This window comes from Stenotrophomonas sp. 2619, assembly GCF_040548725.1.
GTDB classification, from domain to species: Bacteria; Pseudomonadota; Gammaproteobacteria; order Xanthomonadales; family Xanthomonadaceae; genus Stenotrophomonas; species Stenotrophomonas maltophilia_AP.
The window spans coordinates 1-26,917 of record NZ_JBEPSF010000008.1; the positions used below are offsets into that span (position 1 = coordinate 1).

The 26,917-nt window shown below is 65.2% G+C and carries 34 protein-coding genes and 1 pseudogene; 18 read left to right on the forward strand and 17 right to left on the reverse strand.

Translation table 11 applies throughout. The features are described 5' to 3' along the window. The first annotated feature begins 329 nt into the window (after nt 1–329). From ABIA71_RS09440 to dxs, 4 genes are all read left to right on the forward strand, one after another. Nucleotides 330–818 (forward strand): LEA/WHy family protein, encoded by a 489-nt coding sequence (locus tag ABIA71_RS09440; protein WP_354284999.1) that lies wholly within the window; start codon nt 330–332, stop codon nt 816–818. 45 nt (nt 819–863) lie between these two features. Next, complete coding sequence (locus ABIA71_RS09445; protein WP_354285000.1) at nt 864–2,657, forward strand: acyl-CoA dehydrogenase C-terminal domain-containing protein; 1,794 nt, start codon at nt 864–866, stop codon at nt 2,655–2,657. A 239-nt stretch (nt 2,658–2,896) separates the two neighbouring features. After that, the gene (locus tag ABIA71_RS09450) at nt 2,897–3,556 is read left to right on the forward strand and encodes an HNH endonuclease (protein WP_128096442.1); all 660 of its coding nucleotides are present in this window, start codon (nt 2,897–2,899) and stop codon (nt 3,554–3,556) included. Nucleotides 3,557–3,668: 112 nt separating this feature from the next. Next, a complete protein-coding gene (dxs, locus tag ABIA71_RS09455; RefSeq protein ID WP_354285001.1) occupies nt 3,669–5,579 on the forward strand; it encodes a 1-deoxy-D-xylulose-5-phosphate synthase in 1,911 nt (636 codons plus the stop codon). 103 nt (nt 5,580–5,682) lie between these two features. Here the strand turns inward: dxs and ABIA71_RS09460 are convergent, their stop codons facing one another. The 3 genes from ABIA71_RS09460 to ABIA71_RS09470 form a co-directional block, all read right to left on the reverse strand. Next, a complete protein-coding gene (locus tag ABIA71_RS09460) occupies nt 5,683–5,886 on the reverse strand; it encodes a hypothetical protein (protein WP_038687329.1) in 204 nt (67 codons plus the stop codon). A 168-nt stretch (nt 5,887–6,054) separates the two neighbouring features. After that, a complete protein-coding gene (locus ABIA71_RS09465) occupies nt 6,055–6,588 on the reverse strand; it encodes a DUF3011 domain-containing protein (protein ID WP_354285002.1) in 534 nt (177 codons plus the stop codon). A gap of 151 nt (nt 6,589–6,739) precedes the next feature. Further along, nucleotides 6,740–7,831 (reverse strand): FAD-dependent oxidoreductase, encoded by a 1,092-nt coding sequence (locus ABIA71_RS09470; RefSeq protein ID WP_354285003.1) that lies wholly within the window; start codon nt 7,829–7,831, stop codon nt 6,740–6,742. 80 nt (nt 7,832–7,911) lie between these two features. Here ABIA71_RS09470 and ABIA71_RS09475 point away from each other — a divergent pair, with 80 nt between their 5' ends. Next, nucleotides 7,912–8,355: a MarR family winged helix-turn-helix transcriptional regulator gene (locus ABIA71_RS09475; protein WP_354285004.1), complete on the forward strand. Its 444-nt coding sequence runs from the start codon at nt 7,912–7,914 to the stop codon at nt 8,353–8,355. Between the two features lie 23 nt (nt 8,356–8,378). On the opposite strand, the gene ABIA71_RS09480 is transcribed toward ABIA71_RS09475, so the two are convergent. From ABIA71_RS09480 to ABIA71_RS09495, 4 genes are all read right to left on the reverse strand, one after another. Further along, on the reverse strand, nt 8,379–8,582 hold the full coding sequence (locus ABIA71_RS09480; RefSeq protein WP_354285005.1) for a hypothetical protein: 204 nt from the start codon (nt 8,580–8,582) through the stop codon (nt 8,379–8,381). A 267-nt stretch (nt 8,583–8,849) separates the two neighbouring features. Further along, nucleotides 8,850–9,902: a linear amide C-N hydrolase gene (locus ABIA71_RS09485; RefSeq protein ID WP_354285006.1), complete on the reverse strand. Its 1,053-nt coding sequence runs from the start codon at nt 9,900–9,902 to the stop codon at nt 8,850–8,852. A 114-nt stretch (nt 9,903–10,016) separates the two neighbouring features. Further along, on the reverse strand, nt 10,017–11,372 hold the full coding sequence (locus ABIA71_RS09490; protein WP_354285007.1) for a sensor histidine kinase: 1,356 nt from the start codon (nt 11,370–11,372) through the stop codon (nt 10,017–10,019). Then, nucleotides 11,369–12,043 carry a response regulator transcription factor gene (locus ABIA71_RS09495; protein WP_354285008.1) on the reverse strand — a complete coding sequence of 225 codons (675 nt, stop codon included), beginning with the start codon at nt 12,041–12,043 and terminating at the stop codon, nt 11,369–11,371. Before ABIA71_RS09495 ends, ABIA71_RS09490 begins: the two co-directional genes overlap by 4 nt. Nucleotides 12,044–12,156: 113 nt before the next feature. Here ABIA71_RS09495 and ABIA71_RS09500 point away from each other — a divergent pair, with 113 nt between their 5' ends. The 4 genes from ABIA71_RS09500 to ABIA71_RS09515 all read left to right on the forward strand — a co-directional run bounded on the left by ABIA71_RS09500 (nt 12,157) and on the right by ABIA71_RS09515 (nt 14,552). Further along, nucleotides 12,157–12,999: a MipA/OmpV family protein gene (locus ABIA71_RS09500; protein WP_354285009.1), complete on the forward strand. Its 843-nt coding sequence runs from the start codon at nt 12,157–12,159 to the stop codon at nt 12,997–12,999. Between the two features lie 2 nt (nt 13,000–13,001). Then, the gene (locus ABIA71_RS09505; RefSeq protein WP_354285010.1) at nt 13,002–13,235 is read left to right on the forward strand and encodes a hypothetical protein; all 234 of its coding nucleotides are present in this window, start codon (nt 13,002–13,004) and stop codon (nt 13,233–13,235) included. Between the two features lie 43 nt (nt 13,236–13,278). Next, on the forward strand, nt 13,279–13,704 hold the full coding sequence (locus ABIA71_RS09510) for a hypothetical protein (RefSeq protein ID WP_354285011.1): 426 nt from the start codon (nt 13,279–13,281) through the stop codon (nt 13,702–13,704). An 80-nt stretch (nt 13,705–13,784) separates the two neighbouring features. Next, the gene (locus tag ABIA71_RS09515) at nt 13,785–14,552 is read left to right on the forward strand and encodes a transporter (protein ID WP_354285012.1); all 768 of its coding nucleotides are present in this window, start codon (nt 13,785–13,787) and stop codon (nt 14,550–14,552) included. A 229-nt stretch (nt 14,553–14,781) separates the two neighbouring features. Here the strand turns inward: ABIA71_RS09515 and ABIA71_RS09520 are convergent, their stop codons facing one another. Then, nucleotides 14,782–14,955: a DUF1328 domain-containing protein gene (locus ABIA71_RS09520; protein WP_038687308.1), complete on the reverse strand. Its 174-nt coding sequence runs from the start codon at nt 14,953–14,955 to the stop codon at nt 14,782–14,784. Nucleotides 14,956–15,067: 112 nt separating this feature from the next. Then, nucleotides 15,068–15,541 (reverse strand): GNAT family N-acetyltransferase, encoded by a 474-nt coding sequence (locus ABIA71_RS09525; protein WP_354285013.1) that lies wholly within the window; start codon nt 15,539–15,541, stop codon nt 15,068–15,070. Between the two features lie 124 nt (nt 15,542–15,665). Here ABIA71_RS09525 and ABIA71_RS09530 point away from each other — a divergent pair, with 124 nt between their 5' ends. Further along, complete coding sequence (locus ABIA71_RS09530; RefSeq protein ID WP_354285014.1) at nt 15,666–16,136, forward strand: hypothetical protein; 471 nt, start codon at nt 15,666–15,668, stop codon at nt 16,134–16,136. 367 nt (nt 16,137–16,503) lie between these two features. Here ABIA71_RS09530 and panB read toward each other — a convergent pair whose 3' ends face one another. Both panB and ABIA71_RS09540 read right to left on the reverse strand, forming a co-directional pair. Beyond that, complete coding sequence (gene panB, locus ABIA71_RS09535; protein ID WP_354285015.1) at nt 16,504–17,355, reverse strand: 3-methyl-2-oxobutanoate hydroxymethyltransferase; 852 nt, start codon at nt 17,353–17,355, stop codon at nt 16,504–16,506. 26 nt (nt 17,356–17,381) lie between these two features. Beyond that, entirely contained in the window at nt 17,382–17,999 is a 618-nt protein-coding gene (locus tag ABIA71_RS09540) for a LysE family translocator (RefSeq protein ID WP_354285016.1), read from the reverse strand. A gap of 117 nt (nt 18,000–18,116) precedes the next feature. Between ABIA71_RS09540 and ABIA71_RS09545 the strand changes: the two genes are divergently transcribed. Next, on the forward strand, nt 18,117–18,578 hold the full coding sequence (locus tag ABIA71_RS09545; protein ID WP_038687299.1) for an Lrp/AsnC family transcriptional regulator: 462 nt from the start codon (nt 18,117–18,119) through the stop codon (nt 18,576–18,578). A gap of 27 nt (nt 18,579–18,605) precedes the next feature. Here ABIA71_RS09545 and ABIA71_RS09550 read toward each other — a convergent pair whose 3' ends face one another. Beyond that, nucleotides 18,606–18,917 (reverse strand): hypothetical protein, encoded by a 312-nt coding sequence (locus ABIA71_RS09550; RefSeq protein ID WP_354285017.1) that lies wholly within the window; start codon nt 18,915–18,917, stop codon nt 18,606–18,608. Between the two features lie 153 nt (nt 18,918–19,070). Here ABIA71_RS09550 and ABIA71_RS09555 point away from each other — a divergent pair, with 153 nt between their 5' ends. Together ABIA71_RS09555 and ABIA71_RS09560 are read left to right on the forward strand one after the other, a co-directional pair. After that, a complete protein-coding gene (locus tag ABIA71_RS09555; protein ID WP_354285018.1) occupies nt 19,071–19,415 on the forward strand; it encodes a DMT family transporter in 345 nt (114 codons plus the stop codon). Continuing rightward, entirely contained in the window at nt 19,415–19,999 is a 585-nt protein-coding gene (locus ABIA71_RS09560; protein WP_354285019.1) for a TetR/AcrR family transcriptional regulator, read from the forward strand. The genes ABIA71_RS09555 and ABIA71_RS09560 overlap by 1 nt, the downstream gene beginning before the upstream one ends. Before the next feature lie 18 nt (nt 20,000–20,017). Here the strand turns inward: ABIA71_RS09560 and ABIA71_RS09565 are convergent, their stop codons facing one another. After that, nucleotides 20,018–20,359 carry a low molecular weight protein tyrosine phosphatase family protein gene (locus ABIA71_RS09565; RefSeq protein WP_128097475.1) on the reverse strand — a complete coding sequence of 114 codons (342 nt, stop codon included), beginning with the start codon at nt 20,357–20,359 and terminating at the stop codon, nt 20,018–20,020. Further along, nucleotides 20,356–20,556, reverse strand: a complete 201-nt coding sequence (locus ABIA71_RS09570) for a hypothetical protein (protein WP_128097474.1) — start codon at nt 20,554–20,556, stop codon at nt 20,356–20,358. Before ABIA71_RS09570 ends, ABIA71_RS09565 begins: the two co-directional genes overlap by 4 nt. Before the next feature lie 76 nt (nt 20,557–20,632). Between ABIA71_RS09570 and ABIA71_RS09575 the strand changes: the two genes are divergently transcribed. From ABIA71_RS09575 to ABIA71_RS09590, 4 genes and pseudogenes are all read left to right on the forward strand, one after another. Further along, nucleotides 20,633–21,067 (forward strand): S24 family peptidase, encoded by a 435-nt coding sequence (locus ABIA71_RS09575; RefSeq protein WP_354285020.1) that lies wholly within the window; start codon nt 20,633–20,635, stop codon nt 21,065–21,067. Continuing rightward, nucleotides 21,051–21,688 (forward strand): annotated as a pseudogene (locus tag ABIA71_RS09580) (Y-family DNA polymerase). The gene ABIA71_RS09575 and the pseudogene ABIA71_RS09580 overlap by 17 nt, the downstream one beginning before the upstream one ends. 80 nt (nt 21,689–21,768) lie before the next feature. Continuing rightward, the gene (locus tag ABIA71_RS09585; RefSeq protein WP_354285131.1) at nt 21,769–21,924 is read left to right on the forward strand and encodes a DinB/UmuC family translesion DNA polymerase; all 156 of its coding nucleotides are present in this window, start codon (nt 21,769–21,771) and stop codon (nt 21,922–21,924) included. A 315-nt stretch (nt 21,925–22,239) separates the two neighbouring features. Beyond that, nucleotides 22,240–22,296, forward strand: coding sequence for a hypothetical protein (locus tag ABIA71_RS09590; RefSeq protein ID WP_502961228.1), 57 nt, complete (start codon nt 22,240–22,242; stop codon nt 22,294–22,296). Nucleotides 22,297–22,383: 87 nt separating this feature from the next. Here the strand turns inward: ABIA71_RS09590 and ABIA71_RS09595 are convergent, their stop codons facing one another. The 3 genes from ABIA71_RS09595 to ABIA71_RS09605 all read right to left on the reverse strand — a co-directional run bounded on the left by ABIA71_RS09595 (nt 22,384) and on the right by ABIA71_RS09605 (nt 26,211). Beyond that, a complete protein-coding gene (locus tag ABIA71_RS09595; protein WP_354285021.1) occupies nt 22,384–24,135 on the reverse strand; it encodes an AAA family ATPase in 1,752 nt (583 codons plus the stop codon). 480 nt (nt 24,136–24,615) lie between these two features. Continuing rightward, the gene (locus ABIA71_RS09600) at nt 24,616–24,918 is read right to left on the reverse strand and encodes a hypothetical protein (RefSeq protein WP_354285022.1); all 303 of its coding nucleotides are present in this window, start codon (nt 24,916–24,918) and stop codon (nt 24,616–24,618) included. A 30-nt stretch (nt 24,919–24,948) separates the two neighbouring features. Continuing rightward, nucleotides 24,949–26,211 (reverse strand): hypothetical protein, encoded by a 1,263-nt coding sequence (locus tag ABIA71_RS09605; RefSeq protein WP_354285023.1) that lies wholly within the window; start codon nt 26,209–26,211, stop codon nt 24,949–24,951. A 199-nt stretch (nt 26,212–26,410) separates the two neighbouring features. Between ABIA71_RS09605 and ABIA71_RS09610 the strand changes: the two genes are divergently transcribed. Next, the gene (locus ABIA71_RS09610) at nt 26,411–26,908 is read left to right on the forward strand and encodes a hypothetical protein (protein ID WP_354285024.1); all 498 of its coding nucleotides are present in this window, start codon (nt 26,411–26,413) and stop codon (nt 26,906–26,908) included. Nucleotides 26,909–26,917: the final 9 nt, after the last annotated feature.

Genomic DNA, 26,917 nt, shown 5'->3' on the forward strand with positions numbered 1-26,917 from the left:
TAAATAAAAAATACCCCCCCGCCGGCTGTGGGGGGGGGGGGGGGGGGGGTCGGCGCCCGCCCCCCGCCCCCCCCCCCCCCCCCCTCCCGCCCCCCCCCCCCCCCCCCCCCCCCCCCCCCCCGCCCGCCCTCCCCACCAATCCGACGCACCGGCTCCGGCTCTTGCCTTGGCTCCGGCTCTTGCCTTGGCTCCGGCTCTTGCCTCGGCTCTGGCTTCAGCTTCGAAACAAAAACCCCCTACCCTTGCACCCACCAAACCCAAACCCAGCACAACCACCATACGCCGTAGTATGCTTCGACCCACGCGGCACCTGCTCGAGGATTGCGCCCATGTACCACCGCTTCCGTACCGCCCTGCTTGTCGCCCTGGTGGCTGGCAGCACCCTCGCCCTCGCCGCCTGCAACAGCGGCGTGGTCAAGCGCGTCTCGCCGCCCGGTGCCAGCGTCCAGCAGCTCACCGTGCGCGCCGACGGCGGTTGGGATGTTGCCCTGCGCCTCCAGAATTTCAGCTCCATGCCCATGGTCTTCGACGACCTCAGCCTGGCGCTCAAGGTCGGCGATGAAGAGGCCGGCACCCTCACCGCCAAACCGGCCGTGTCCATCGGGGGCGTCTCCGCCGACGTCATCACCCTCCAGCTCCAGCCTGCCTCCGGCGCCCGCCTGGTCGTCGCCGACGCCCTCGCCGGCAACCGCACCCTCGCCTACTCGCTCAAGGGCACGGTCAGCGCCACCCCGCAGGAAAAGAAACAGCGCAGCTTCGATGTCGACAGCCGCAGCACCCTCAACCAGGCCCCCGGCCTGCCCGGCGTGCTGCGCTGACCCGCGCACCGCCCGCCCCCCTTTGCACCTGATCGAGACCTGACGATGAGCAGCTACACCGCACCGCTTTCCGATATCCGTTTCGCCCTGCATGACGTGCTCAAGGTCGAACCCCTGTTCGCCCGCCTCGGCTTCACCGACGCCACCACCGACGTGGTCGATGCCGTCCTCGAGGAAGCCGGCCGCTTCAGCACCACCGTGCTGGCGCCGCTCAACAGCGTGGGTGACGAAATCGGCTGCGTGCTCGACCAGGCCAGCGGCGAAGTCACCACCCCGCCCGGCTTCAAGCAGGCCTATGCGCAGTTCGTCGACGGCGGCTGGACCGGCCTCACCGCCGCGCCGGAACTGGGCGGCCAGGGCCTGCCGCATACCCTCGGCGTGCCGCTCAATGAAATGATCAACGCCGCCAACCTGGCCTGGGGCAACTTCCCCCTGCTCTCGCACGGCGCCATCGAAGCACTCAAGCAGCACGGTGAAGCGTGGCAGCAGGAGGCGTTCCTGAAGCCGCTGATCGAAGGCCGCTGGACCGGCACCATGTGCCTGACCGAACCGCATTGCGGCACCGACCTGGGCCTGCTCAAGACCAAGGCCGAACCCAATGCCGATGGCAGCTACGCCATCACCGGCACCAAGATCTTCATTACCGCCGGCGAGCACGACCTTACCGACAACATCGTGCACCTGGTGCTGGCCAAGCTGCCCGACGCCCCGGCCGGTGCCAAGGGCATCTCGCTGTTCGTCACCCCCAAGTTCAAGGTGGACCGTGAGGGCAAGGTCGGCGCGCGCAACGCGCTGCGCTGCGGCTCGATCGAACACAAGATGGGCATCAAGGGCTCGGTCACCTGCGTGATGAACTTCGACGGCGCCGAAGGCTATCTGGTCGGCCAGCCGCACAAGGGCCTGCAGGCCATGTTCACCATGATGAACACCGCGCGCCTGGGCGTTGGCCTGCAGGGCATCGGCTTGTCCGAACGCGCCTACCAGAACGCCCTCAAGTACGCCCGCGAACGCCTGCAGTCGCGCTCGCTGAGCGGCCCGAAGCATCCCGAAAAGCCGGCCGACCCGATCCTGGTGCACCCGGACGTGCGCCGCATGCTGCTGACCATCAAGTCGCTGGTCGAAGGCAGCCGCCTGCTGGCCCTGCATGCGGCCACCCTGGTCGACGTGGCCCACCACGCCGACGATGCCGGCGAGCGCGAGCGCGCCGACACCCTGGTGAGCTTCCTGACCCCGATCTCCAAGGCCTGCCAGACCGAATGGGGCATCGAGAACACCTACAACGCCCTGCAGTGCTTCGGTGGCCACGGCTACATCCGCGAGCACGGCATGGAACAGCTGGCCCGCGATGCGCGCATCACCACGCTGTATGAAGGCACCACCGGGATCCAGGCGCTGGACCTGATCGGGCGCAAGACCGCGTCCAGCCAGGGTGCCGGGCTGAAGCTGATGCTGGCCGAGATCGAGGCGTTCGCGCAGGCCAACGAAGGCAACGCAGCGGTCGCCGAGTTCATCGGTCCGCTGCGCGAGAAGGCCAAGGAGTGGGGCGCGCTGACGATGGCCACCCTGCAGCGCGCGGCCGGCAACCCGGACGAACTGGGCGCGGCCAGCTTCGATTACCTGTTCTATTCCGGTTACGTGGTGCTGGCCTACTGGTGGGCACGCAGCGTTGCCGCCGCCGAGGCCTCGGCGCAGGGCGAGGCGTTCAAGCAGGCCAAGCGCGACACCGCACGCTTCTACTTCGCCCGCGTGCTGCCGCGCACGCTCAGCCACGCCGCTGCGATCCAGAGCGGCGCCGCGCCGCTGATGGCGATGGCGGATGCGCAGTTCGGGGAAGGCTGATCGTTCACCGGGCCACCGACCAACGGTCGGTGGCTACCGGTCGGTTGCGCCCGCCAGGTCGCGCCCTTTGCTCGCACGACCCGCGCCCCGTCTGGAGAAAAGCCCCCTTTTTGTTGAAGGGGGCGCGCCATCGGCGCGGGGTTCAGGTGGAATGCCCCACCGAATCGTTACGAATTGGGTACGGGCGCCCAAGCGCCTATACCCAATTCGTAACGATTCGGGTATAAGCTGTTTTCCCGATGGAGACAGACACTACACGCCTAGGTCTGATCGATACCGGAGCCTCGTCCGCCCCGGTCGACGAAGTATCGCCCGTCGCCACGCTGCATCGGCCTGGCAGCGTCCGGTTGCTGTCGCTGGATGCCCACGGCCGGGTACTGGACTGGATCAACTGGCAGGATGCGGCCTGCCTGTATGCCCGTGATGCCGTCGCCTGGACCCTCGGTGACCCCTGCCTGCACATCCATGGCGGCACCAGTCGCCTGACCGGCATACAGAGCGGCATGGACCTGCACCCCATCATCGCCGCACGTGGCCACGCCCGTTCGCGTGCGCTGGACCCCACCCCGAACCTGTCCAACCAGGCGCTGTTTGCCCGCGACGCGCACCTGTGCCTGTACTGCGGCCAGCAGTTCAACCGACCGCAACTGACCCGCGACCACGTCATGCCGCTCTCCAAGGGCGGCCTGGACGTGTGGGAGAACGTGGTCAGCGCCTGTTTCCACTGCAACTCGCGCAAAAGCGACCGCACCCCGCAGCAGGCCGGCATGCCGCTGCTGGCCGTGCCGTACCGTCCCAGCTGGATCGAACACATGATCCTGTCCAACCGCAACATCCTGGCCGACCAGATGGCGTTCCTGAAGGCGCAGCTGCCCAAACGCTCCAAACTGGCGGCCTGACCTGCGACCAACTGACGCAGGCACCGTCACCGTTTGGTCACCCCGAAGGCGGTTTGCTTGCCCCACCCCGGTTTGGGGGGGAAAATAGGCGCTCAGAAGAAGCGCGATAAACATGATCGATTCCGCCCGCTATCCCCGCCTGTCGCGCATCCAGTCTCCGGATGACCTGCGCAGGTTCGATGAATCCGAACTGCCCGCCATCGCCGACGAACTGCGTGCCTACCTGATCGAATCGGTCGGCAAGAGCGGCGGCCATTTCGGTGCAGGGCTGGGCGTGATCGAACTGACCGTGGCCCTGCACTACCTGTACCAGACCCCGGTCGACCAGCTGGTCTGGGACGTGGGCCATCAGACGTACCCGCACAAGATCCTCACCGGTCGCCGCGACGCGATCCACACCGTCAAGCAGAAGGACGGCGTGGCGCCGTTCCCCAAGCGCGAAGAGAGCGAGTTCGACACCTTCGGTGTGGGACACTCCTCGACCTCGATCTCGGCCGCGCTCGGCATGGCCATCGCGCGCCAGCTCGAAGGCGACGAGCGCAAGGTGGTGGCGGTGATCGGCGACGGCGCGATGACCGCCGGCATGGCCTACGAGGCGCTCAACCACGCCGGTGGCATGGACAGCGAACCGAACCTGCTGGTGATCCTCAACGACAACAACATGTCGATCTCCGAGGCCGTCGGCGGGCTGACCAAGATGCTTGGCCGCGCCACCGGCAGCCGCACGCTCAACGCGCTGCGCGAAGGCGGCAAGAAGATCCTGGGCGACAAGAAGAACAACCCCACCGCGCGCTTCGTCAAGCGCTGGGAAGAGCATTGGAAGGGCATGTTCGTGCCCTCCACGTTCTTCGAAGAGATGGGCTTCCATTACACCGGCCCGATCGATGGCCACGACCTGCCGGCACTGGTCGCCACGCTGAAGACGCTCAAGGGCCTCAAGGGCCTGAAGCTGCTCCACGTGATGACCACCAAGGGCAAGGGCTACGAGCGTGCCGAAGGCGACCAGATCGGCTATCACGCCGTCGGGCCGTTCGATCCGGACAAGGGCCTGGTGTCCAAGGGCGCCGCCAAGAAGCCGACCTACACCGATGTGTTCAGCGACTGGCTGTGCGACGCCGCGGCGGCCGAACCCAAGCTGGTGGGCATCACCCCGGCAATGCGCGAAGGTTCGGGCCTGGTCCGTTTCAGCAAGGAATACCCGGAGCGCTACTTCGACGTGGCCATCGCCGAACAGCATGCGGTGACGCTGGCGGCGGGCATGGCCACGCAGGGCGCCAAGCCGGTGGTGGCGATCTACTCCACCTTCCTGCAGCGCGCGTACGACCAGCTGGTGCACGACGTAGCCGTGCAGGAGCTGGACGTGCTGTTCGCGATCGACCGCGCCGGCGTCGTTGGCCCCGATGGCGCCACCCATGCCGGCAACCTCGACCTGAGCTTCCTGCGCTGCGTCCCGCACATGGTGGTGATGGCGCCGGCCGACGAAGCCGAATGCCGGCAGATGCTGAGCACCGGCCTGGCGTTCCCGGGCCCGGCGGCGGTGCGCTACCCGCGCGGCAGTGGCACCGGCGTGGACGCGGGCACCGATCTGTCCACGCTGGAGATCGGCAAGGCCGACCTGCGCGTACAGGGCAGCCGCGTGGCCCTGCTGGCGTTCGGCAGCACCGTGCCGGCCGCCGAAGCGGTGGGCCGTGAGCTGGGGCTGAGCGTGGTCAACATGCGCTTCATCAAGCCGCTCGACCGCGCCCTGCTGCTGGAGCTGGCGCGTACCCACGACGGCTTCGTCACCATCGAAGACAACGTCGTGGCCGGTGGCGCCGGCTCGGGCGTGGCCGAACTGTTCAATGCCGAGGACGTGCTCAAGTCGATCCTGCACCTGGGCCTGCCCGACAGCTTCCAGCACCACGCCAGCCGCGAAGACCTGCTGGCCGAAGCCGGGATCGATGCCGCCGGTATCCGTGCGGCGGTGCTGAAGCGCTGGCCGCAGCTGACCCGCGATGGGCAACCGCTCAGCGCGGCGGGGTGATGGGGGCAGCCGACCAACGGTCGGCTCTACCGGAATGCAAACGGGCCGCGTCATCTCGACGCGGCCCGTGTTGTTTTCCAGTCATGGGTGTGCCCCACCGGCGTCAGCCGTAGCGCACGGCCTCCACGTAGGCCCCGCTGGCCTCCACCCGCACCGAACTGCGTCGGCCTGTTTCGGCGTGGTGCAGGCGCGCCAGCGCATCGGCGAAATCGAATGCCTTGGCGCTGTCGTGGAAACGGAACGATTCCAGCTTGTCCGGGTGCAGCACGCGCCACAGGCGGTGCTCCAGTTGCAGGCGGATCAACATGCGGTGCTCTCTCCATGAGTCGGCATATCGGGCAGGACGCGCCGCACGACGGTGCGGTGTGACCTGGGATCGGATGAAGCCGGGGCTTCCCGCCCCGGACAGTAACCAATCGGAACTGTGATCTGTATCAGATTTTTCTGATTCACCCGTCCAATCAGCGCTACGACCTCAATTCACCTGGAATTCGCCGCGGCAACCGCCATCCACCCACACGCCGGTGCGGTCCCAGCCCCAGGTGCGCCCTTCCACGCAGGCCGTGCGCGAGGTCTGGCGTACCAACCGCGCCTCGCGGCGCACATTGGCCACACAGCGCTGGCGGCGATGGTCATTGGAGTCGCAGGTCAGGATCTGGCCGCGCCCGCCATTGTTGTGGCCCCAGCCGCCGCCGCCATTCCAGCGGCCGCCGCGGCCCGCTTCGGCGATGAACTCGGCGCGGCAGCCCTGGGTAACCCACACTCCGTCCCGGGCCTGGCCCCAGGTCTGGCCTTCCACGCACGGCGAACCGGAAATCTGCCGGACCAGGCGTGCGCGCCCCTGCAACGGACACTGCTGGGTGCGGCCCTTGATCGATTCGCAGCGCACCGGGCCGCTGTTGTAGCCCTCGTCCCGGTAGCGGTCGTAGTTCTGCGCCTGGGCCGTGGCGCCCAGCGCCAGCATCGCGGGCAGCAGTGCCCACAGCCACGCCTGCTTTCCGTGCTTCATCCCATTGCTCCTCATGCCTGCCTCGAAACTGTGTGTGGTGGTGGCGCACAGGATGTGGCAAACCCAACACGCGGGACATAGGCCGGAAGTCCCCGATTTCATGCCCTATTTAGGTACCCGACGGCCGGCTGACCAGGCCGCGCCAGCGCGGTCACATTGCATCGAACATCTGCAGCACGTGCTCGGCCGAGTCCATGGCCAGCATCGCGTGCGCGCCAGTGGCGGACACCGCGGCACGCGCGAACATCACCTGCTCGTGCGCCGTTACAGCGGCCTGCCAGTCGGCGGCGCACAGCGCGTCGGCGAGGTCGGCGGCATCGCGCAGGGCCAGGTTGGCCCCCTCGCCGGCCGGTGGCATCAGGTGCGCCGCGTCGCCAATCAGGGTGACGGCATCGCAATGCGCCCACCGATAGTCCACGGGCAATGCATGGATCGGCCACGGCCGCACGCTGTCCTGCGCGTCGGCGATCAGCCGGCGCAGGTCCGGGTGCCAGTCCTGGAAATGCGGCAGCAGGCTGGCGCGGGTGTACAGGGGCGCCGCTTCGCCGTCGCCCAGCTGCTGCGGCAGCGAGGCGTACACCCGCACGTGGGAGTGCGCATTGCGCTGGGCAAACAAGGTGCCGCCGTTGCCTTTGGCAATCAATGTGCCGCGCCCAACCAGTGCGGCCAGCGCCGGGTGCGCATTGTCCACGTCCGGCAGCGACAGCTCGTACAGGGTGATGCCGGCGTGCTGCGGACGCACGTCGGTCAACAGCGGGCGTACCTTCGACCACGCACCATCGGCGCCCACCACCAGGTCGGCGCGCTCCACCGCGCCGTTGCCGAACGCCAGCTCGACACCGTCCGCCACCCGCCGCGCCTGCGTCAGCGCATGCCCCCAGCGCACGCAACCCTCGGCCAGCGGCGCCAGCAACAGCGCGCGCAGCTGGCCGCGGTCGATCTCCGGGCGGTCGCCGCCCACGCCATCGTCGGCCAGCAGCAGCCGACCCTGCGCGTCGAACAGGCGCATGCCCTGGTCCTCGTAGCGCGCCAGCTGCTGGAAGGCCGCGAACAACCCGGCGCTGCGCAGCGCGGCTTGCCCGGTTTCGGCGTGCAGGTCGAGCATGCCGCCCTGGGCGCGGGCGTCGGGCGCGGCGTCGGCTTCATACACCTGCACGGCACGGCCTGCCTGCTGCAGCCGGCAGGCCAGCAGCAGCCCGGCGGGGCCGCCACCGACGATGGCAATACGGGGAACACGGGACATGCGGCGCCTCCAACGGCTTTAACATAGGACCCTATGATTAGTATCATAGGCGCCTATGTCAAGGCTTCGCAGGTGAACGCATGACCCGGTCAGTGCCCGATCCCAGCAACGTTCCGTCGTTCCTGATCAAGCAGGTGTCCCGCGAACTCAGCCGGCTGGCCGAAACCCAGCTACGACCGCTGGGGCTGGGCATGGCCAGCCTGCCGGTGCTCGAAGCCGTGCGCCAGGGCAAGGCAACCACCCAGGCCGAACTGGCGCGCCTGCTGCGCGTGGAGCAGCCCTCGATGGCGCAGACCCTGGCACGGTTGGAGCGCGACCAGCTCATCCGGCGGTCGCCGGATCCACAGCACCCGCGCGCCCAGCGCATCGAACTCACCGCGCTGGCGCTGCAGCGCTTGCCGCAGGCACGCGAGATCCTCAACGAAGGCAATACCCGCATGCTGGCCGACTTCAGCGTGGACGAAACCATGCGCCTGACCAGCTTCCTGCAACGGCTCAGCGCCAACCTCGACCGCACCGGCTGAACGCCCGCGGCAGGCGCGGGGTCTCAGCCGTAGCGCACCGCGTCGACAAAGGCATCCATCGCCACCACCCGCACCGCGCAGGCCTGGCCGGTTTCGGCGTGGCGTGCGCGTGCCAGGGTGTCGGCGAAGTCGAAGGCCACCGCACCGTCATCGAAGCTGACCGGGTCCGGGCGGGTCGGGTGGATCACGTGCCAGCGGCGGTCCTGGCATTGCACCTTGATCATCATGCTGATCGCTCCTGCGGGGGCATCCATGCAGAGTGGCAGTACGGTGCGCCGCATGGGGGCGCTGGCCGCGTGGGGACAGGCAAGCGAGCCATCCCTCCCTCGAGCAGCACGATACGTCCCGCGCCCCGGGCCGGGATATCGGATTAGTCTGATTTTGCGCAGTCACCGACCGTGCGCTGCGCACTTCCCTGATGGCAGGGTCGGCCGATGCCACCTGCCAGCAGGGTGCGGCGGCAGGCCGCCAGCCTACGCGGCCCGCGCCCTGGATCAGTCGCCCGTGCCCAGGAACGCGAACGGCGCCGACGGCTGGAACTGCCCCAGCGCATCGCCGGCGAACACGTTGCGCTGGTCGCGGCCGAGGTCCAGTTTGAGCACCTGCGCGCCCACGGCGAAATTGATCTTGTTGAGGTCCACCCAGAACGTGTTGGGGGTCAGGGCCGATTCGAAGAAATACAGCCGGCGCTTGTGGTCGGCCACGGTACGCCACCGCGTCGAGGAAATATTGGGCTGGCCCGGGGTGGTGATGCCGTACGGCACCGACACGTTGCGGATCACGCTGAACACACTGGCCAGCGCAACCACCGGATCTTCGCTCTTGGGAATGGCGTTGATGTAGAACGACGCCCGCGCGAAACGGTCGGCCGAGCGGTTGGTACCGGGCAGCATCACGGTGCCGCCGATCTGCTGCCAATAGGTGTTGAGCGCCAACTGCTGGTCGAACACAGGCGAGTTTGTCATGACCTGGTAGGCGCGATCATGGTGGATCACCTGCTTGCCGCCGATGTATTCCACGATCGCGCTATCGCCGCTGGCGTCGGACAAAGCAAGGTGCAAGGTGGCCTGCCGCGATTCGCCCGGCAGGTTGTCGGTGACCAGCGCGTAGGGCTCGCGCTCCAGCGCGGCCACCGCTTCGGCCACCGTGGCGAAGTTGTCGAGCATGTACTGCGCCCACAGCGAGATCGCCAGGCCGGGTTTATGCCCGCGTTGTGCCGGGTACTCCGATTCCACCAGCCACAGCAGGTTGGCCGACAGTCCCGCTTCGTTGAGCCCGTCGGTGGTAGAGATGTCGAACCCACTGGCTACCACGCTGCCATACCTGGCCTTCCAGTGGATCGAATCCTTCCCGGCCTGGCCGTTGCGCGCGATGCCACGTGGCAACACCCACAGATTGGTGGCGATGTCGCTCTGCCAATCCATCGAACGGGCGGTGATGACGTCCTGGTGTTCGCCAAGATAGACCACCCGGGTGCAGGCGCTGGCCGGGGCAACCGCACCGCCGACTGCCGTCGCAAGCAACACCGCGCACGCAAACGCCTTCATGGCATTTCTCCCCGCAGAATGATGGGCAGCCACACCGGTTGCATGCCGACGCGGAATGGCCCGATCACACCGGACCGCTGGTGATGGAGGGGTGAACCGTCCGGGTACGCGCCCTCAGCCCTGCACGATGCCCGGCCGATCCACCGCCAGTGCCACCACGAACCGCGCCCCGCCGCCGGCGGCGCTTTCCGCGGCGATGCTGCCCCCGTGGCGCAGCATGATTTCGCGCGCCAGATACAGGCCAAGCCCGCTGCCGCTGCCGCTCGGGCGCAGCCGGTGGAACGGCTCGAAGATCGCCTGGCGCTCCTGTTCCGGCACGCCGGAGCCTTCGTCACTTACCGCCAGCACGCCATCGGGCTGCAGGGCCACGGCAATCAGGCCGTGGTCGCCGCCGTGGGCAATCGCGTTCTGCAACAGGCTGGCCACCACCCGGTGCAGCGCATCCGGATCGCCCCGCACCCAGACCGGCGCATCCGGTGCATCCACGGCGAAGGTGTAGCCGGCATCCAGCACCAGCGGCGCCACGTCGCCGGCCACTTCGCGGGTCAGCGCGGCCAGGTCCACGCGCTGCGACTGGCTGCGGTGATGGTCCAGCCGCTGCAGGTCGAGCAGCTGCTCGGCGATGTTGCTCAGCCGGCCGAGGTCGCGCTGCAGGCGCGAACGCGCCGGGCCAGACGGCAGGTCGGCGATGCGCGTGGCCAGGATCGCAATCGGCATGCGCAGTTCGTGGGCCGCGCCCACCAGGAAGCGGTCCTGCGCGTCGTAGCTTTCGCCGATGCGGCGCACCGCCGCGTTGAAGGCATCCACCAGCGGGAAGATCTCGGCCGGCACGGCGTGCGTGTCCAGGCCACCACCACGTTCGTTGATCTGGATCGCCGCGGCTTGCGCGGCCACCCGGTTCACCCCGCGCAGGGAGCGGTGGATCGCCCACGGCGCCACGACCAGGGTGATCACGATCAACGGCACGGTGATCCAGCCCCCCAGGTAGCCGATCACCACCAGCATCTGCCGCCACAGCCCGCGGTGCGGCATGCCGCCGATCATCACGTGCACGCGCCCTTCCGGCGTGTCGTTCACCCAGATGCGCATGGCCAGTTCGGCCGCACGCGTGCGGGTGCGTACGTCGGTCGGCTCCAGGTAGCGCAGCTGGGCCACCAGCGGGCGGTACATCTCCGGCACCGCGCCGTGGGTGACCTGGCGGCCGTCCTCATCGGTGGCGGCGAACCAGAACGTGGACGGGCGATCCTGCGCGGCCTGGTCCAAGGCGCGCCAGTCCACGTGCAGTGCATCGCCCTGGACGCGGATCGACTTGGCGATCGACTCGCTCATCTTCCAGTCGATGTAACCGGCGCCGCTGTCGCCGTACATCAGCACCATGCCGACCAGGCCCATCGCCACCATGGTCACCTGGATCAGGATGATCTTCCAGGCCAGGCTGAACGACAGCGAGCCGGGTTTGAGGAATTTCATGCGACGTCCTTCAACAGGTAACCGATGCCGCGCATCACGTGGATCTCGACCCGCGCATCGGCCTCGGCCAAGGCCTTGCGCAGCTTGGACACGTGCGCGTCCAATGCGTTGGACTGGATCGCATCGTCGAAGCCATACACCGCCTCCAGCAATGCCGCGCGTGCCACGGTACGCCCTTGCCGCACCGCCAGTGCTTCCAGCACCAGCAGCTGCCGGCGCGGCAGCGCCAGCAGCACACCGTCGACGCTGGCCTCGCGCGCGACGAAATCAAACTGCAGCCGCCCCAGCAACAGCACCGGCAAGGCGATCTGCGACGGCCGCCGCGAGATCGCGCGGATGCGGGCCAGCAGTTCTTCCACCGCAAAGGGCTTGGTCAGGTAATCGTCGGCGCCGACGTCCAGGCCGACCACCCGGTCGGCCACCGAATCGCGCGCAGTAAGCATGATCACCGGCAGGTTGGGCACCAAGCTGCGCGCCACCCGCACGAAATTGGCCCCGTCGCCGTCGGGCAGCTGCCGATCCAGCAGCAGGATCTGGTGCACGCCGGCTTTGAGCGCCTCGCCGGCCTGGGCCATGCTGACCACCACGTCCACCACCATGCCATGCCGGCCCAGGCTGGCCTGGATGGCATTGGCCAGTTCCGGATCATCTTCAAGCAGCAGGATGCGCATGGGGGTGGGCACAGGGGGCGACGGCTGCCGATGGTACCGCGCGGCCCGGCGCAACGTTCCGACAATGTAGGCACGGCACCATGGCCGCTTGGCATTCCCAGTGTGGCAGGTACATGCGCGAGCGTTGCAAGGAAGATTCCCCCCCGGCAGGCACCTGCGGGCTTGTTGGTCATGAAACCACCCGGCGGTCGCTGTGCCCGGGCATCGCCGCCGTACTGGTGGCGACCGCGGCATGGCTGGTGGCCGGCAGCGCGTTTGCGCAGGCGCCTGGCGCCAAGCCGCGCAGCAGCCTCGGCGTGGCCGTGGTTGCACTGAAGTCGCCCTATACCGGCTACAAGACCGACACCGTGGGCGCGCCGATCATCAGCTACGAAGGCAGGAAGTTCCACTTCCGCGGCGGCAGCTTCGGCTACAAGCTGCTGGACAGCGACAGCACCGAAGTATCCCTGATGGCCTCGCCGTACATGATGCGTTTCAAGCGCAAGGACAGCCACGACCCGCAGCTGCGGCAGCTGTCCAACCGCGGCTTCTCGGCGATGGCCGGGGTGGCGGTGCGGCATACCGCGCCGTGGGGCCTGCTGCAGGGCAACGTGCAGGCCGAAGTCAGCGGCCACGGTGGCGGCATCGCCGCCGATGCCAAGTACGCCTACCCGCTGCCCATGGGCCGGGTAACGCTGGTGCCGGGTGTTGGCATGAACTACGCCGGGAAGGGGCTCAACGATTACTACTTCGGGGTCAGCGACGACGAAGCACGCCGCAGTGGCCTGGCGCGCTACCGCGCCGGCAGCGGGGTGTCGCCCTACGCCGACCTGACCGCAGTGATGCCGTTGGGGCCGCACTGGACCGCCACGGCATCGCTGCGCCGCACGCGGCTGTCCGATGCGGTCAAGGACAGCCCGATGACCACCGGCGACCATATGGACTCGGCCGCACTTTCGCTCAGTTACGGATTCTGATCATGCGCCAGGGAATCGTCCGTCGTGTTGCCGATGTGGCCCTGCGTATCGAACCGGACCGCAGCGCGGTGCTGGACTGGATCCTGCATACGCCGCTGCCCTCGCTCGGCGGGCAGACCACCTTCGAACTGGCCTGCGATGGCCAGGGCGAGCGGGTGATCGCGCTGTTGAACGCCCTGCTGCTGGAACCCGGCGCGGCCGCACCGCGCCTGCCGCAGGCACGCGCACCGCACTGAGCCGGATCCGCCCCGCTTTTCCGACCCTGCTCCCGGAGCCCGCATGAGCCGTCCCTTTCCGATGTTGAGCGCCCACGAGGGTGGCGAAGACCCGTTGCTGGCCCAGGCCCTGGTCGACTTCGACCGCGCCGTGCAGGCCCTGATCGCCGACGACCCGGTGGCACATGGGCGGTTCTCGCGCGCGTACGTCACCGCGATCTTCCGTGCGTGCCTGGCGCCCAGCGACCCCGGTCCCGGCGCGCCACGCGGCCGCCCCGATCCGGAAATCGCGCAGGCACTCAAGCGCTGGATACAGGGCCAGCTGCTGCTGCATCCCGGCGAAGGCAGCGACCACCGACTCACTGCCGCGCGGCGTGCGGCGCACGGTTTCTGGCTGCAGTCGCTGGCCAACCCGATCGATGCCGACGGCCGCCCCCGCGCCGACCGCCTGCTGGAGGGGCTGCTGGCACTGACCCGCGCCGACGGCTGATTGCTACGGCGGGTACTGACTCATCACGGAGGCTTGCGGCACACTCTGCCGATGCTGCACCGCAGCCCGGAGATTGCACGATGCGCCTGCCTGTTGCCCTTGCCCTGTTGTTGATCGCCTCCCCTGCCCTGGCCCAGGACGACGATGACACGCCAGCCTTTGACCGCCCCGGTATCGGCTTCTCGCCGAGCACCTTGCCGCGCGGCAGCGTCGCGCTGGAGTGGGGCCTGCCGAGCCTGGAGCGCGATCGCGATGGCGACGGTACCCGCTCCACCGAATACAGCAGCGATCTCAACCTGCGTATCGGTCTGACCGAGCATGTTGAACTGCAGGCCTTCAGTACGCCGTTCAACCACCTGCAGGTAAGGCCGCGGAACAGCTCTGCCAGCAGCAGCAACGGCGGCGGCGACAGCGGCGTTGCCGTCAAGATCGCCCTGCCCAGCGCCTCGGACAACCATGCCTGGGCGCTGCTGGCCAGCACCACCTTCGCCACCGGCGCGCGCGATTTCAGTGAAGGCGGCACCCAGTACGCGCTCGGCGCCAGCTACGAATACACCCTCAATGATCGTTGGAGCGCGGCGTTGTATGGCAACGCCATCCGCGGCGCCGGCGCGGACGAATTCACCTGGTCACCGAGCATCAGCGTGGCGTTGACCGACACCGTGAGCAGCTATCTGGAAGCCGGTTTCACCCACACCGAAGGCGAAGCCTCCACCGCCATCGCCGGGGCCGGCGTCACCTGGATGGTGGCCCGCACCGTACAGCTGGATGCCTCGTTCGACGTCGGCCTGGACAACAGAAGCCCGGACCTGCAGGCCGGCCTGGGCGTGTCGTTCTTCTTCCAGTAAGGCCCGCGCCAATGCAACTGCTCGCTCAGGGTAGAGCCACCCCACGGGTGGCTGCGCGCGATCCGTGCCAACGCACACAGACACGCACCGCATGTGGCCACCCGTGCAACTGAACGCATCCTTGTGACACCCGGACGTTCCATCGCATGCCGGCGGCGCACCGCCCAAACAAGAACGCCTGCGCATCACTGCGCAGGCGTTTGCATTTCAATCCGATCCTGCCCTGCGGTCAGGTGACCTTCTTGGCGATGGTCATGCCGAGCACGAACAGCACCACGGCGATGATGATGCCGGCCCAGAACAGGAATTTCGCCACGCCGATCGCAGCGCCGCCGATGCCGGCGAAGCCGAGTGCACCGGCAATGAGGCCGATGACGGCGAAGATGATGGCCCACTTGATCATGATGATCCTTACCCGCAAACCGGGATGACTGACAGGCCTCCAACGTAGCGATGCCGCTGTCCGCCCTTCGTGAACGACACGCGCGAACGGCGTGAAGTCTGCGCCGCAGCGATCAGCGCGCCGCGAACGTGGCCTCCGCTGCGTGGGACACGCTGCGCGTCATAGGCTGATAAATCAGCCCGGCCGACTCACCCACCTCGGCACTGCAGGCAAAGCCGTGGCGCTGGTAGAACGCCACCGACGACAGCGACGCATTCACCGTGACCACCTCGCTGCGCGCCTGTGCCATCACGGCGGCCAGCAATGCCTCACCCACGCCTTGCCGCTGGCACGCCGGATCGACGAACAGCATCGCCACGTGGCGACGCTCTTTCAGTTCGGCCACGCCCTTGATCACGCCGGCATCGTCGTACACCACCTGCAGGCTGTCCGGCCCCGAGCGCTGCGCGAAGCCATCCGCGGCCGCGATCGTCCCGAAGGTTTCCACGCCGGTCGATGACAGCGAAGGCGCCACTGCGGTGAGAAACGCGCGCATGCACACTGCACTGGCCTCCTCCCGATCGGTCTCCAGCAGTGTCCTGACCATCCTGCCTCCTTCGTGTTCTGTGCGAACGCTTCACTCTACGCGACGCCTGCAGGTGAGTCGCAGCCGACAGCGACAAACCCGGCGGAATCTGCTGAGATTGCGCACCACGTCGTGCCGTACCGCCATGTCCCATTCTCCTGCCGCAGCCGCATCCGATCCCCGACGCACCCTGCTGCATGCATGCCTCGATCTCGGGGTGCTGCTGGCCGCCTCGATCACCTTTGCGTGCGTGCTCACCGCCCAGCTCCAGACAGAACGGTTCGGATGGGCCTGGCCGTCGATTCCCTACGACTACACGCGCGGCGACGTGTGGATCCACGCGCTGCTGGCCAGCCTGGTGGTGATTCCCGTGCTGATGCTCTGCAGGCGTGCGGGCGCACGACGCCCCTCGCGCTGGCAGGACCTGGCCTTCGCCGTGGCCACGCTCGTGGTCATCCGGCTGGGGCCGCCCGACGCACAGGTGTTCGGCACCACCTGGACCACGTGGGAGATCACGGCCGGGCTGTTCCTGCTGCAATGGCCCATCGGGGTGCCGGTGACGGTGGCGGCGGTCGTGCTGCGTCGCCTGCTGGGCATGTGGATGGACCGGCGCTGAGCGCTTGGGGCCCCGCTGGGGACCGTTGGGAGGGTGTTGGCCTGGCGATCGCGGTACGCGCCAGACCTGCATATGCATGAAAAATATCCAAATAATCAACTAGTTGGATGATTATTCATGCGCCGCCCTCAGCTTCCCTCATCTAGCTAAGCGGATTTAATTTGTGATCATTGCCACAAATTCACACCTCCGTCACAATCAGGGCGTCCAACCAGCCCCGTCACGCCCATGCGCGCGCTTATCACCAAGCAACATCCGGCCCTGCTGAAGTTCTACTTCGTGGCCTGTTATGTGGTTTTGATCGAAGAAGTGCTGCGCGCCATCGGCTAGGACGGCCACCGGACGCGCACCACCCTGCCCTGGCCGGTTACGACTGGAACGCGTGTTCCGGCCCCGGGAAGACCCCTGCTTCCACATCCGCGGCGAACTCACTGGCCGCCCTGTGCAGCAGGCCATGCATGTCGGCGTACTGCTTGACGAAGCGCGGCAGCTGCCCCGTGCGCAGCCCGGCCATGTCCTGCCAGACCAGCACCTGCGCATCGCAGTCGCTGCCCGCGCCGATACCCACCGTGGGCACCGGTACCGCGGCGGTGATCTGCGCCGCCACATCGGCAGGCACCATCTCGATCAACACCGCGAACGCGCCGGCCGCTTCCAGCGCGCGCGCCGCTTCCACCAGCACCGGGCCATTGTCGCCACGACCCTGGACGCGGAACCCACCCAGCTGATGCTCCGACTGCGGCGTGAACCCGATATGCGCCATCACCGGAATGCCCGAGCTGACCAGCTTGCGCACCTGCGGCACCATCTCGATCCCGCCTTCCAGCTTGACCGCGTGCGCCCCGCCTTCCTTCATGAAGCGCACCGCCGTGTGGAAGCACTGCTCCGGTGACGCCTGGTAGGAGCCAAACGGCAGGTCGGCGATCACCAGGGGGCGCCGCGTGCAGCGGCTTACCGCGCGCACCAGCGGCATCAGCTCATCCACGGTGATCGGCAGCAGGCTGTCATTGCCCAGCACGTTGTTGGACGCCGAATCGCCGATCAGCAGCACCGGAATGCCGGCGTCTTCGAAGATCGCCGCGGTGTACATGTCGTAGGCAGTGAGCATGGCCCACTTCTCGCCGCGTGCCTTCATCTCCTGCAGGTGCGGAATGCGCACGCGCTTTGCCTGCGCCAATGGGCTGGGGGAGGTCGCGTACGGATGAAGCTGTTCGGTCATGGCATGTCCTTGTTTCATGAGGGGGATCAGATCGTAGTGCTTCGGCACAGCAACAGCACGGCGATGATCACCATTGCCGCACCGGAAATGCGGCCGACCATGCGCGCCGCACGTGGTCGGCTACGCAGCAGCGCGCCGGCACCGAAGCCGATGGCCAGGTACACCAGCGCGCAACTGGCGATATGCACCAGGCCCAGCGCCAGGATCTGCACGGGCATCGCCCAGTGCGCGCCGGCCGAAATGAACTGCGGCAGCAGCGCCAGGAACAGCAGCATCACCTTGGGATTCAGCCCGCTCACGCAGGCGCCGCGCACCGCCCAGTGACGCCAGCCCGACGCCGCATGCGTGCCGCCCGTTTCGGGCGCAGGCGGGTTGCGCAGCAATGCCACGCCCAGCCAAAGCAGGTACAGCGCGCCGGCCAGGGTGAGCGCGTGCAGCGCCACCGGGAAGCGGGCCAGCACCGCGCCAACGCCGGCCGCTACCAGCGCGATCATCAGCAGATGACCGCACAGCAGCCCGGCCACCGCCGGCACCACCACCCGCCCGCGCAACCCCGCCGCGATCACGTGCGCCCAGTCCGCGCCCGGGGTGAGCACCAGGAGGATCGACACCGCCCAGAAGGCGGCCACGGTAGTGGGTTGCATGGGGTCACGTGCGGTCGTGCCGCGATCTGCTGGCCAGACAGAAGAATATTCCCGCATCACTGGAATGTGCTTCCAATTACTTGCCATGCAGCACGCTGCAGGAGGAAACTCTTGCGCATGGACGACACCGACCGCCGAATTCTTGCCGAGCTGCAGAAAGATGGGCGGCTCACCGTCACCGAGCTGGCCGAACGTATCGGCCTGAGCATCTCGCCGTGCCACCGTCGCGTGCGGGCGCTGGAACAATCGGGCGCGATCCGGGGCTACCGCGCCGAGCTCGACCCCGCCGCGTTGGGACTGAAGTTCTCGACCCTGGTGTTCATCACCCTGCGCGACGGCGACCGGCGCGCGGTGGAAGCCTTCGAGCAGGCCGTGGCCGAGGTACCGCAGGTGCTGCAGGCGCAGCGCCTGTTCGGCGACCCGGACTACCTGCTGCATGTGGTCACCCGCGACCTGCCCGCCTTCCGCCTGCTCTACGACGAGCACCTGTCCGCGCTACCCGGCGTGCAGCGGCTGACCTCGACGCTGGTGATGAAAGAGGTGGTGGTGGACCGACCGCTGCCGCTGCTGGCGCGCTGACGCCGGCACCGGGCCGTACCGCCGCTGTCACGGCGGGCTGCACAGTTCCTGCGCGATGTCCTTGATCAACCCGGCAATCTCATTGGCCAGGCGTCGGCTGTCGGCCACGGACCCGTAGAAGCGGATGGTGCGGCCGTCCATCTGCACGCCCGCCAGCCCCAGTTCGCCCTTCAAGGCATCGACGCGGCGATGGAAGACCTGCAGCCAGCGGACCGAGGGGGCCACGTCGAGCATGGCGACGATGGCCTCGTCTTCCGCATGGTCGACCGTGGCCTGCAGGCCAGGCACGTCAAAACCGAGCAGCCGTGGGGCGCTCGGGTTACCGGGGGTGGGGTTCATGCGCCATGGTAGCCGCAAACCCACTCCGCGCCGCGCGGCAGCAGCGCGGTGCGGCTCGCGCCCCGAGGTGGCTTTGGCGGATGTCAGTCAGATTCCGTTCACGGTCCCGGCAAGTAACATACCGCCCGGTCGGTATCCAATCTGGAAGAATCCATGTCCACCCTGCTCACCGCGTATCTGTTCCTGTCCGGCGCGATCGTTGCCGAAGTCACTGGCACCCTGCTGCTGCAGAAAACCGCCCAGTTCACCAAACTGGGCCCCACGCTGACCATGGCGCTGTGCTACGTGGTGTCCTTCTACCTGCTCAGCCATGCGCTGAAGGCGCTGCCGCTGGGCATCGCCTATGCGATCTGGGGCGGCGTGGGCGTCGTGCTCACCCTGATCATCAGCGTGACAGTGTTCAAGCAGAGCCTGGATTGGCAGGCCATCACCGGGGTGGCGATGATCGTCGGCGGGGTGGTCATGATCAACGCGTTCTCCAAAGCGGCGGCACATTGATGGACGCCACCCGACGACGCCGGCAGCCGGCGCTGGTGCGCGCCGCGCTGCTTGATGCGGCGGTGCAGGAAGCCAGGGTGCACGGGGTGGGCAATGTCACGGTGCTCTCGGTGGCCGCACGCGCCGGGGTCAGCAAGGGCGCCCTGTTCCATCACTTCGCCAACCGCCAGGACCTGCTGGAAGCGGCGTATGCCGAGTGCCTGGCACGCTTCGGGGATGCGCTGGATGTGCTTGTCGCGACGGACCCGGTGCCGCACGGTCGCTTCACCCGCGCCTACGTCCGCGCCACCTTCGAGGCGATGCATGCCGAGGACGCCAACTGGGCACGCTTCTCGCTGAGTGCGTTGGTGGAACCGGCGTTCGCCGCGCTGTGGCGACACTGGCTGGATGACCGCCTGGCCCAGGTGCCTGAGGAACGTGGTGCACCCCGGTTGCGTGTGGCGCGGCTGGCGGCCGACGGCTACTGGCTGCAGGCGTTGGGCGGTGGGTTGGTCGAGAGCGGCACGGGCGAGATCGATGCCTTGCGCGAGTGCGTGGTCGGGTTTACCTACAGCGACCCGGAGCCGGGTGCTGGCAACCACTGACCGCGTGCTATCGCTGGATCAACGCGCTGCAACGTCGCCGGCCAGATACCGCGCCACCCGGTCGTCGAGCAACGCCACCAGGGCCGGGTCCATGTAGCGGTAGTCATCGGGAATATCCAGGCAGTGCAGCCGCTTGTAAGCCAGCAGGCGCGCATACGTCGCCTGCAACCGATGCTGGTGCTTTGGCTCCATCACGAAGATGACATCGGCCCAGCGGATATCCGCTGGGCCGATCGGTCTGCGTGCATGCGGGCTGGTGCCCGCCGAGCGTGCCGTGAATCCCGCACGCGGCTGCCAGACGGCTTCACCGGTAGGGCTGCGCAACTGGTTGCGGCTGCAGACAAACAGCAGGTTGGTCATTGCCGGTCCAGCAACTGGCGCGTGCTGAGGATCGGATAGTGGATGCCCAACTGGCGTGCACGCATCAGCTTGCACGGGCGGGTATACAGCAGCTTCCAGTTCTTTTCGGGCTTGAACTTCATGACATGCGCAATGCGGTCGCCGCCGCACTTGCGGGCCTGCGAACGGCGCCAGGCGCGGTTTCTTTCCATTTCCATGGTCGTTTTCTCGTGAGTACCGGGTTCAGCAGCCGCGGTAGTACGAGTGGGCCTATGGTAAGTGCTGAAACGTGCGATGGCAAAGCCTCACGCCGCGCAACAGGTTGCGCTGCTGTGCACCGCATCGGACGCGAGACGTCGCGCCCTTCCTTCGTTCATGCCATTGCCCGCGAACGTGTCCGCTTCGACATGGGCGCGCACAACGAAAAAGGGCCCGCACATCGCTGTGCAAGCCCTTGATCTGTTACCAACAACGGTCAGTGACGGCGACACTCTGGTGGTCGACCGGTCGGTCAGCCCCCAAGCCGGTGACCTGGTGATCGCGGTGTGGGATGGCAACCAACCCTCATGCAAGGTGCTCAAGACGTTCGAGCACCACCTCGGGCTGCATTCGGCCAACCCGGCGTTCCCGCCTATCGTCTTGGACCAAGGCACGGAGGTTGAAGTGGTCGCGGCGGTGGGCGTTGTCCGGCAGATCCAGCGCAGGCGCGCCCATGGTCGGACTCGTTGACGGCAACAACTTCTACGCCAGCTGTGAACGGGTGTTTCAACTGACCCTGCGGGGAGTGCCGTTGGTGGTGCTGAGCAACAATGACGGCTGCGCGATCGCGCGCTCTGCTGAGGCAAAAGCCATGGGAGTGAAGATGGCCAGCCGGCCCGCGAGCTGAAGCACCTGGTGCGCCGGAATGGCCTCCAGATGCGTTCAGCCAACTTCGGGCTCTACGGGGATATGTGCGCCCGGGTGGTGTCGGTACTGTGCGACGCCGCCCCCAAGGTCGAGGTCTACAGCATCGATGAGAGCTTCATCGATCTGACCGGCATGTGCGACCGCGAGGCCTTCCCGCGAGAACTGCGCCCGTGTGTTCACCGCTGGACCGGCATTCCCAACTGCATTGGCATCGGTCCCACCAAGACCTTGGCCAAGCTGGCAAACAAGGCTGCGAAATCCAGGGATGGCGTCATTGACCTAGGAAGCTCCAGCACGCGCGAGGCTCTACTTTCGGCCTTTCCGGTAGAGGATCTGCGGGGTGTAGGCCGCCGACTGGCACCGAAACTGATGGCGATAGGCATCCGACTGCCGCGGCGCTGCGCGATGCCCCGCCAGACGACATCTTGGCCAAGTTCGGGGTGACTTTGGCGCGTACGCAGCGCGAGCTACAGGGACATCCCTGCATGTCCTTGGAGGAAATAGAGCTGGACCGGCAGCAGACTATGGTAAGCCGGACGTTCGCCGACCGTGTGCACGACCACGAGGCTGTAGCTCAAGCTCTGGCTACCTTTGCCATCCGGGACTGTGAGAAGCTACGCGCGCGGACTGGCCGCCTCCGGACTGTGGGTGTTCGCCACCTCAGACACGTTCCGGCCTGAGCTCCCCCAGCACAACTCCAGCCGCACAGTAGCGCTGCCCGCCGCTACTGCCGACACCACACTAGTGCTAGGCACGGTCTGCCGGCTGCTACACGGCATACTAGACGGCGGCATAGCGTAAAAAAAAGCAGGCGTGGCACTCTTGGATCTAGCCAGGCCGGAGGATATTCAGCAAGACCTGTTCGCACCGGCTGTTGCTGGCGACCCAAAATTGATGACTACCTTGGATCAGATCAATCAAAAGATCGGCCGAGGGGTCGCAGGCTTCGGCTCTCAGGCTGGAAGGAAAAGCCGGAGTGGAGGATGCGCCAACACATGCTGTCCCCCAACTTCACCACGCCCGTTCAGCAGCTACCACGCGTCAGTTGCTGAAATTGAAATTTCTACAGATTCACAGTCGCAAGATTGGTTAAATAGCTCGATTCACGCTCGCTTGAGCCACCCAGTTTTGCAGAATTGCTACAGTCCGTAGAAATCCTCCAACGCCAATGATGCGTTAGCCATTTGCTGCGTCCAAAGGGCGTGCAGCAGACCGTTATCATATGTTTTGTCGGCACTCCTCAAGGCTCGGATCTTAGTTGCGGCAAGCTGACGAATTGCCAATATAGATTCTTTTCTAGATTCATTAGTCACACGAGCGAACAAATCGCGGCGAACCAAGTGCGCTGTAAGTCGCCCTCCTCTATCCGCAATGGAAACAAACGCGCCAGATTGACGATCGGATGCGTTTACAGCGAAGAAGGTTACCAACTCATTAGTATTCATCAGCAGGAAACCATGTTGATGAGCCATTTCTCCGACTGGAATCCTCTGATCCTCCACGATAAGCAAATACCCGTCTTCCTTGAGCACCCTCCGCAATAGACCGCCGGGACCAAACAGGAGGACCCATTGTGCTACCGGAACTTCATGGAGCACATTGGTCATTACCACACAATCGGCCCAACCCGGCATCCTCGAAGCAAGCAGATCCTCGACATCATTAAAGTAGCGCGCGTCCGATGTCCCGTACACTTCACAAATTGCCTGCTTGCACTGCTCCTGATCGCAGGCAAACGGGTCATAGGCGACGTACTCGAATGCTCCCTCCCCATCGTGCCCGCCAGATCTCAGCGCATGGATCAAACGCCCTTTGCCCGCTCCATAGTCGACAACATTTAGAGATCCAGCCCCTCTAAGTTCATCGAGAGCAGTTCTTATCTGACCAAGCTGCGGATCGTCTGATGCTGTCATCAATGTTGCCGGCGGAAGTAAGCACTGATACGCATAGTTGTTCGCAGCCAGGTGATGAGGCAAGCTCATGAAAGAGACTAAGTGCCCAATGCTCTCGTCATCACCCAAAAGGCCTTTGATAACTTCAGCAGGGCGCTTGCCAGCGAACTCCGCCTTCCCATGGGTGACCGCCCATATTGCCGAGGGATGCTTTGAATTCACGTAGGAAAGCAAGGGTACTGAGTGTGTGGCAATCCATATTTGAACATCGGGAGCAATCTCCTCAATTCTCCGAAGCAGTTGAACCACAGCTGCGGGATGAAGGTGATTCTCGGGCTCATCCATTATTAATATAGCGGACCCGAGGCTGGATGCTTGGGCATGCAGAGCCGTGATCAGCTGAAGAGCGATTTTCTGACCAGATGAAAGGCTAGCAGCTGCGATAGCCTTATCAAAAAGAGTCGCGGACCCCGTCGGGTCCCTGTCCAATCTCGTTTCAAAAAAACCTTCCACCGCGTCACGCAGTGCAAAATAACTAATTTCCGCAGCGAGCTTTTCGGAAATCGGCGCCGAAGAGGACTGATGACTCGTTTCGTACCAACGATTCTGCACCTCCACGATGTACGCGAGAACGACTTGATTCCAACCACCCGCATCAACATTCGTCAGGTTACTAGCTGACGACCGCCTAGTACCGGTTGTCATATGGTCGGGATCGTGAAAATCACCCGCCGTCGGCACGAACCGTATGACCCGATTATTCGAGCCATCAAAATCCAAAGCTTCAACGGCTTCAACATTCGACTTTAACGTAGCCAAATGACCCGAATAGTCAGGCAATCCATTCCAAGCGTGCGAGGCCGCGACCAGTCCTTCATAGTGCTTTACCTCAGCTCTGATCTGATCAATACGCGGGCGATGCACAGCAGCATCAGCAGCTACCTCTTGCACATATTGAAGAATCCTGGACTTTCCGCTGCCATTTTTTCCAGCGAGCACTACGTATCGGCCCAGTCTCGTTAGAGCGTGCTCTTGAAGACCTCGGGCTGCAGCTCGCCCACCGTTGACATTCACCCATCCTATTGACATCTTTCTCACCATGATGCGGATGCCATGCATCCTAATCGGTGAGGCTGCCCAGCGTAAACGTCTAGGCCTAAATCTGAACCTCACTTGCTGGCAGGTTCGGCGCAGTCCCCCCCCCCCCCTAATCCAAACGTTGTACGGAATAGTGCCCCCCCCGCACACCAATGGCCCGCATTTGCGCCCCGTCGTAGGTGGTCAGGCTGCTGGTGCAGTCCGTGTCATGGGCGGTGACCGTGGCCAGCAACCGCGGGCTTGCGCTGACCAGCCCGGCGAATTCGTCCCATAGTTCAGTCCGTATCGGTGTAAGGCCTTTCGAGGGTGATGGTTTTGTTCGATCACGGCTGCCTTGTCGCTGGTCCTGGCCTCGGTCCTGACCGCAGTGCTCAAACCATGCTAGGTGCCTGCCTCGCCTACGACCTCCACGAGGTCGAGCGGCAGGATCCGTCCAACCTCGCCCGGCCGCAGCGGGCCGGCGAACAATGGCAGCACTAGGTCGTTCGCCGCCTGCTCGCCGCGATCGGCCAGGATGTTCCGGCCGCGCTCGGCCGCCACGGCACTGGTGTGGATCAGTGGGCTGCTTTCCTGCTGCGCGAACAGCTGGCCTGCCTCGCCGGCGCGGCGCACCTTGCCGCTGACCAGCGAACCGCCCGCGATGGAGGCATATCGCGTCAGTCGCTCAGTGAATTGCTCCCGCAATAACGACGAAGATCTGACTCACCCCTTCTCCTAACCTACATCCTCAGCCCGAGCCAGGAGGCGCTGTTCCTTATCAATCACGGCGCGAATAATTGACTGGAGCATATGGAAAAGACGCACTTCGTCGGGATTAAGCCGACTTTTACCGCGATGAACAATCTTTGATCTCACCTTGTAGATATCTCGAAAATTTCTAAGCAGGCTTGCCCGCGCGGAAGGGGTTTGTGCAATGAGGTATGCGCATCTGTTCGCCATCAAGTTTGTGAGGCCGACGGTATGATCCGCATCTTCGTCGCCAAGCAAAATCTCAATTGCAACCGCCGCCTGCACATAGCTAAGTAACTCATCACGACCACAATGACTATCAAACAGCCAGCGAGAAGATAGAATAATATTCTTGCCGCCACTAGATCGAAACACAGAAGCCATCCTCTCCAATTTATCCAACATATCTCGTGGCTCAGATCGAGATTTACTGGAAACAGAGAGGTTGTGAATCCCCTTTTGCTGTAGCTCATCAAAAGGAACCGTTCGGTGTTCGACCCATTTTCCGTCATCTAAGCGGTGGACATGAAGCGGGGAGAGCTTCGGCTCATTACCTAGCATGCCGTATCCTTCATTGACGAAGAGGCCTAAGGCGAGACCCAATCCAAAGAAGGAGTAAATCTCCTCGCGGGCAACCATAAATGGCTCAGTGGGCCAGTAGGCGCAGTATCCTTCGATATCAACCTGAAGATAGACACCATCCTCATCCCATCCAGATGAGGGCGCAGAACCCTCAAAGAAGCTCAGAAGGCTGGGCCTACTCAAATCGGCGAGCGGATGCGTGCTAATGAGAGACGAACCCGAAACTATGCGATGGCGAGACGAAAGCTCGAATTGATGAGACGTTCCATCGACAACGGCGCGGAGAGAAGCTGGCAACCGAATGGTAACCTGATACCGCCAAGGCAAACTACAAAACGAATCAACAAGGCGTTGAGCAATTGGCGTTGTATCAGCATAACCATCAAAGCTAATGAGCGGGCGATCACCACTATCTTCTTGATAGGCGCCATCAGGAAAGATGGCACTAGCCTCTCCATAAATAAACATCGTGAAGGGACTATCACCTATGTATCGTCGCAACTCCTCTGCCAGCGCCCCCTTGTCGGGCAAGCTCTTAATATTAGCCAGCCCAATCAACGATGACGTGGACACAAACAGGTTTGCATAGACCGTTGCGCCCTTCAATACGTCGCTGAGCTGTTGTACCAGCCGAGCCTTGAGGGGGGATTCAATCGAAATCGACATAACAACCCTTCAAATCTATGAGCAGCCAAATTCTACCTTGGCGGCATCTGTTTTTATCAAGGCTGTGTATACCGCCAGCGCCCACTGGAACCGTCGGGAAGTAATTCTCAGGGGATCAATAGCTTGCAGGCATTCCCATCGCTCCGCTCTTCGCAGTCAAATTGTCACTTCATAGAGTGCAAAGGCGGACACCGCGCTGGTGGCGCCGGTACTGGTGCAGACAGGATACGGCCAGCGCGCTGGTCAGGCACCGCGCTCACTGGATCTGCAGCAGCCGCTTGGCACGGTGGTTGCGGTCGGAGTGAAGCATGCAGTGGCAGCACCGCCCCTGGTGCAGTTCCGTGGCGACAGCATCGGCACTCCTATCACCGAGCCGGTTCCCACTATCACGTCGGGTGCCGGCGCTGCCCGGCCTGCCGGGGCCGCGCACGCCTTGGGCGTGGCCGCTGCCTCGCTGGTCACACTGCGGCGGAACATGGTTGGCGCAGATGGCCGCTCCCCGCTGGCTACGGTGGCCGCCCAGGCAGAACACCATGCCCTGTCCACGGCCTTCATGGTGCAAACCGAGCATGGCGAAGGCCGACCGGGAGGTGTCCAGCGTTGGGGCGCGGGCAGCAAAGATGCACGCGATCCGTTGGGCACGGTCACCGCAAGCGGATACGGGGGCCATGCCGTCGCCGAGGCCCAGCTGGCATAGCTATCGCCC